This window comes from Salinibacterium sp., assembly GCF_031364185.1.
Taxonomy (GTDB): Bacteria; Actinomycetota; Actinomycetes; order Actinomycetales; family Microbacteriaceae; genus Rhodoglobus.
The window spans coordinates 1-5898 of the sequence record NZ_JANLVV010000338.1; the positions used below are offsets into that span (position 1 = coordinate 1).

Below are 5898 nucleotides of genomic sequence, written 5' to 3' on the forward strand. Positions count from 1 at the left end.
ACACTGGTCATCACTACCGAGCTAGGATCGCGGCAAGAAACAAGTGTTGCGACGACCGCTTGAATTCACCCTAGAACCCGCTTGGCAGAAGTGGCCCCATTTTCGGTTGGCGTTAACAGGCCTTCGCAATCAACGAGCGCCTCCGTGGCTTGCATGCGCGAAGGTATACGGTAACCCCATGGCAGACCACGAAGTCGGGAGTGAACCGACGTCGATCCGACGGGGCGCAGCAACTGTGCACGACGTTGCACGCCATGCCGGTGTGAGCCCGATGACGGTTTCCCGAGTCTTGTCTGGCGGTAAGAACGTTCGGGATGAGATGAAGGCCAAGGTCGATGTGTCTATTCGCGCCCTAGGTTACCGACGGAATGAGAACGCTCGAAGCATCCGTCCTGGGCACACGACCGGTCTGATCGGTGTGGCCGTTACGAACATCGCAAACCCCTACTACGCCGGAGTTGTTCTCGGCATCGAGGATGTCGTCAACCAACACAATAAGCGCATCCTGGTAGGCAACACGAACGAGGACGTGGCTCGCGAAGGACAGCTCATCGAGGACTTTATCGGGCGACAAGTCGAAGGGCTCATCCTTGTCCCGTCCAGTCCAGAACTCGATGGCTCGTCACCGCTGGTGCATGCACCATTCCCACTTGTGCTGGCCTCGCGCGCCCTTCCCGGGCTCGATGCAGACACAGTGCTTATCGACGATATCAATGGATCACTCCAGGGCACAAGCATGCTCATCGATGAAGGGCATCGCCGGATCGCTTTCCTCGGAAACTTGCTTTCGGTATCCACTGGTCGCCGACGCTATGAGGGATTCGTGCAAGCTCATCTCGACCGTGGTCTCGTGGTCGATGAGTCCCTTGTCCGCCGAGGTCAGCAGGATATTCAGTCTGCGCAGAGGGCCATGGCGGACCTCCTTGACCAGCCCAATCCGCCGACGGCAGTGTTCAGTGCCAATAACAGGAACACCATCGGTGCGTTCAGGGCTCTTGAGGCGAGCGGCCTGTTCCCGGACCACAAGTTCCGAATTGTGGGCTTTGACAACTTCGAGCTTGCAGAACTCATCCCATACCAATTGACCGTGATCGATCATGATCCACGCGAGCTCGGTCGCCAGGCTGCCACGCTCTTGCTGGGGCGAATCACTGGCTCCCGGGCAAACGAGCCAAGCGAATCGATCGAGCTTTCCACCACGCTTCTTGCATAAATTCTTGTCGGTGATATCGTTACCAACGTTGTCGCCCGTTGCTGTTCGGTATTTGCCCCGATCGCGTGCTCGGAGATACCTTCACCAGCGAGGAAGAAGCCATGTACAAGCCAGAGTTGCCGCGCCCGATCAGGTACAACAAGACACCTGCCACCGTGCTCACCGGACACGATCTCTGGGTTGGTGCCCCCGCCTGGTCTGAGATCTTAAGGGAGGCACTTTCCCGCAGCCCCAAACCGGTCATCGTTGTCGACGCATATCCGGGCGTGGACTTCGAGGAATTGAAGAGCGCCGCTGCGAGTGCCCTTCCGGACTTCACCATCATCGATGTAGAGACCTCAGCCTCACGAAGCTCGGAAGAGATCGACGCGCTCATCGGCGACAACATCACCGATGACCGGGTATTCGGAGTGATGAGTCATCGCACGCTCCTCGACTTCTACAACGAGGACGCGCTGGCGACTGTCGCCTCCGATGTTGCCAGACGTACGTCGGGGGTCGTGTTGCTCGGATGGGGTGCGGCCCTGGTGCCCGTCCCAGCGGATCTCGTAGTTCTTGCTGATATGGCCCGCTGGGAAATCCAACTGCGCCAGCGCGCCGGAGCCACAAGTTGGCGACGGGATAACAGCAGCGAGGACGCTATCCGCAAGTTCAAGCGCGGCTACTTCGTCGAGTGGCGCATGGCCGATAGGCACAAGCAGACACTTTTTCCGGTAATGGACTACGTGATGGACACCAACCTCTCCACGGCCGAACCTAAGCTCATCACCGCTGAAACGTTCCGTGCAGGCCTTGCCGCAACCGTCGCTGCACCCTTCCGCGTGGTGCCATTCTTCGACCCCGGCATCTGGGGCGGACAGTGGATGCGGGAGATGTTCGAGCTTGGTGACGAAGACAACTACGCCTGGTGCTTCGACTGCGTCCCCGAAGAGAACAGCCTCCTGTTCGATATTGACGGAGAGTATTTCGAACTGCCATCCATCAACCTTGTCTTCACACATCCGCGCGAATTGCTCGGCGAGCTCACTCATGCTCGCTTCGGCGCAGAATTCCCCATTCGGTTCGACTTCCTTGACACGATGGAGGGTGGAAACCTTTCGCTTCAGGTGCATCCCCTCACCGGATACATTCAGGACAAGTTTGGGATGGTGTACACGCAGGACGAGAGCTACTACATGCTCGACTCCGAGCCGGGCGCGATGGTCTATCTCGGGCTCAAGACGAACGTGGACAAATCCGCAATGCTCACCGCGCTGGCCACCGCCGCAGACGGTGGCGAATCGTTCCAAGCCGAGCAATTCATCAACACCTTCCCCGCACGCAAACATGACCACTTTTTGATTCCTGCTGGCACGGTGCACGCGTCGGGGTCGGGATCCATGGTCCTGGAGATTTCAGCCACGCCCTATATCTTCACGTTCAAAATGTGGGACTGGGATCGCGTCGGTCGCGACGGTATCCCCCGGCCCATCTCTCTTGAACACGCGGAAGCGAACATCCAGTGGAACCGCGACACCGAGTGGACGAACCGCAACCTCGTCGGGCAGATGGAGCAGATCGCCGAGGGCGACGGCTGGGTCGAGGAACGCACCGGACTTCATGCTCTTGAGTTCATCGACGTGCGTCGCCACTGGTTCTCGAAGGCTGTTTCTCACAACACCCACGGCACGGTTAACGTACTGAACCTGGTAGAGGGAGCCGAGGCAACTGTGACGAGCCCCGCGCACGCATTCGAGCCGTTCACGGTTCATTACGCCGAGACTTTCATCATTCCGGCGGTCGTCGGCGCGTACACCATCAGCCCATCCGGGCCATCAGAAGGGTTGAGAATTGGCACAGTCAAGGCCCACGTTCGGGCCACAGAAGTCGATGCGGCGTTCTGAGTCATTGCGCTGATGACCATGGACAACATCGCCGCCGTGCTCTACGGCCCCCGCGAAATCCGGATAGAAAATCGCGACGTACCGCAGCGCAGGCCCGGAGACGTCCTGGTAAGGGTTCTGGCCGTGGGCGTGTGCGGTTCGGACGTTCACTACTACCGACACGCGCAAATTGGCGACACCCGCATCGACAAACCCATCATCCTTGGACACGAAGCCAGCGGGGTGGTGGTTGAGGCCGACGACGGCGGCCAGCTAGCAGTGGGCCAACGCGTCTCCATCGAGCCGCACCGACCATGCGGTCACTGTCGGGAATGCATCGCCGGACGCTACAACATGTGTCGGACCGTCGAGTTCCTTGCGCACCCACCAACCGACGGGGCACTAGCCCAGATCATTGCGGTGCCCGCGGCATTCTGTTTCCCTGTCAGCGACTCCGTCTCAGACGACGAGGCGGCCCTCGTCGAGCCCCTGGCGGTCGGATTGTGGGCCGCGACACGCACCCGCATCACCGCCGGCGATCGCGTTTTGGTCGTCGGCGCGGGGCCGATTGGGTTGCTTGCAGCTCAGGTGGCGAATGCGGTCGGTGCAACCACGGTCATTGTTGTTGACGTCAGCACCCCGCGAATCAACAAGGCGTCGACATACCCGGGGGTGAACGGAACGCTTCTCGGGGACGTCGGGTATAGCGAGCTCGGAGAGTTCGATGTTGTCATCGAATGCAGCGGGGCGCCCGGTGCATTGCGCGACGCAGCATCCGCGCTGGCACCTCGCGGGCGAATTGCCGCAGTCGGAATAGGTCGAAACCCCCTCAGCGAGCTCGACATCCTGCTGATTCAATCTCGTGAGCTCGAGCTTTACGGCGTGTATCGATACGCGGGCATTTACGACCGGGCTATCGCCCTACTCGAAGCCGGACGCGTCGACGTGGCGAGTCTCGTTACACATCGTTTTCCACTCGCCCAAACTGACGAGGCGATGAGCATCGGCGAGACGGATCCTGATGCCATCAAAGCGATCATCTATCCGCAGCGTTAGTCTTCGAAAAGTTGTTAACGGTCAACGACGCGTAGGCCACTCGATCCGCCTATCCTGCAAGATTCGCTATTTGACTGCTCCGGCGGTTAGCCCCTTCACGAACTGCCGTTGCAGCAGCAAATACGCGACAATCACGGGAATGCACGCCAGAAGCATCGTCGCGAACAACGTCCCGAAATCGGTCGAGTACGCGCCAATCGAGCGGTAAACACCGACGGTAATTGTATCGCCATTGAATGGGCCTAGCAGAATGAGCGGGCTTAGGAAGTCGTTCCAGACGAAGACTGAGAGGAAAATCGCTACGCTCGCTGACACTGGAGCAAGTTGCGGGAAAACGACCTGCCAGAACGTGCGGAAGCGGGACGCGCCGTCCAACGCCGCTGCTTCTTCAGTCTCGATCGATGTAGCGCGGATAAATCCATAGAACAGGAACACTGCAAAGGGCATATAGCCGCCCACGTTGAATGAAATCAGCCCTGGCAACGTCTGGAACAGCCCGATGGCGCGCAGGACATCGACGACGGGGCCCAGGGTGACGACCTGCGGGATCATCAGACCGAGGAGCAAGACTCCTAGAACAATCTTCGCAGCCACGCCTTGGCTCCGGGCTAGCGAATAGGCGAGCATGCCCGAAAACAGCATCGTGGCTAGTACAGAGAATAGAGTAATTGCCACGGTGAGTCCGAGGCTCGTCCAGAAGGCTCCGCCGGAGGCGGTGACGACTTTCACAACATTTTCAAGGGTCGGCGGGAGGGGAAATGCTAGTGGGTTCGGAACTACATCCTTGCTCAGCTTAAAGGCATTGACCAATGCGATGTATAAAGGGAGGCAAAAGAGAGCTGTCACCAGCAGTGCACCGGTAGCGCGTAGCCAAGTTGTCCGTTGAGCAGCCCTCATCAGTTGACCTCCCTCCGCTGAAGCAGTCGTAACACGACAAAACTGATCGCGGCGACAACAACGAGTAACGTAAACGACTTCGCAGAGGCCAGACCGCTGAGCCCCGACACAAAGTTAGTGGCGACGATGTTCATTGCCACTGTTTGGGTCGCATTTCCAGGGCCCCCATTGGTCAGAACGACCGCCTGGTCGTAGAGCTTGAATCCACCGATGAGCAGGACAACGCAATTGATCGTGAAGGCCGGCGCGATAAGCGGCCAAGTGATGAATCGGAACCGTGCCCAGCCACTCACCCCATCTAGTGTTCCGGCTTCCTGAAGATCCAGTGGAATGCTTTGGAGGCCTGCCTGATAAACCGTGACGGAAAAGGCAAGTGATTGCCAAGCGGTTACAAGTGCGACAGTGATTGGCGCCAAATAAGGATCGCCAATCCAATTCAGCGCGAGATTCCCCAGCCCGGCACCGCGGAGAGCTGTATTGAGGATGCCCTGGGCACCGAGAATTGATGACCAGATTGTGCTGATCACGACTGGACTAAGAATAATTGGAACAAAAAAGACGGCGCGGAGAACCCGATATAGCGGGCTCTCTCCGTCAAGCAAGATTGCCAAAGCGAGCCCGAGCACAAGTGGCACCATCACAGCGATAATCGCCATATAGCCGGTCACCAACAAGGACGATTGGAAGACGGGATCGGTGAGCGCCTCGGCGAAGTTGTTGAAACCGACAAAGTGCACCGGACGAGCGCCTATGGTAAACCGGTCGGTCATGCTGTAGATGAGCGCCATGATGAGAGGCGCAATCATGAATATTGCGTAAAATAGGGTTCCTGGGATACCGAGCACCGTTCCCGCATGCCGGTTGGTCAGC

The 5898-nt window shown here is 58.5% G+C and carries 5 protein-coding genes; 3 read left to right on the forward strand and 2 right to left on the reverse strand.

Annotation, left to right across the window (positions count from 1 at the left end; translation table 11 throughout):
- Positions 1 to 178: 178 nt before the first annotated feature.
- The 3 genes from RMN95_RS14835 to RMN95_RS14845 all read left to right on the forward strand — a co-directional run bounded on the left by RMN95_RS14835 (position 179) and on the right by RMN95_RS14845 (position 4131).
- The gene (locus tag RMN95_RS14835; RefSeq protein WP_309617682.1) at positions 179 to 1213 is read left to right on the forward strand and encodes a LacI family DNA-binding transcriptional regulator; all 1035 of its coding nucleotides are present in this window, start codon (positions 179 to 181) and stop codon (positions 1211 to 1213) included.
- 101 nt (positions 1214 to 1314) lie between these two features.
- Entirely contained in the window at positions 1315 to 3096 is a 1782-nt protein-coding gene (locus tag RMN95_RS14840) for a class I mannose-6-phosphate isomerase (protein ID WP_309617683.1), read from the forward strand.
- A 12-nt stretch (positions 3097 to 3108) separates the two neighbouring features.
- A complete protein-coding gene (locus tag RMN95_RS14845) occupies positions 3109 to 4131 on the forward strand; it encodes an NAD(P)-dependent alcohol dehydrogenase (protein ID WP_309617684.1) in 1023 nt (340 codons plus the stop codon).
- 66 nt (positions 4132 to 4197) lie between these two features.
- Here RMN95_RS14845 and RMN95_RS14850 read toward each other — a convergent pair whose 3' ends face one another.
- Complete coding sequence (locus RMN95_RS14850; protein ID WP_309617685.1) at positions 4198 to 4977, reverse strand: carbohydrate ABC transporter permease; 780 nt, start codon at positions 4975 to 4977, stop codon at positions 4198 to 4200.
- Positions 4978 to 5027: 50 nt separating this feature from the next.
- A partial coding sequence (locus tag RMN95_RS14855) for a sugar ABC transporter permease (RefSeq protein WP_309617686.1) occupies positions 5028 to 5898 on the reverse strand: 871 nt, incomplete at its 5' end.

What these genes read in the sequence shown, in the direction of transcription:
- RMN95_RS14845 (WP_309617684.1), top strand. Translation starts at nt 3,109, where the DNA reads ATGACCATGGACAACATCGCCGCCGTGCTCTACGGCCCCCGCGAAATC.
- RMN95_RS14840 (WP_309617683.1), top strand. Translation starts at nt 1,315, where the DNA reads ATGTACAAGCCAGAGTTGCCGCGCCCGATCAGGTACAACAAGACACCT.
- RMN95_RS14835 (WP_309617682.1), top strand. Translation starts at nt 179, where the DNA reads ATGGCAGACCACGAAGTCGGGAGTGAACCGACGTCGATCCGACGGGGC.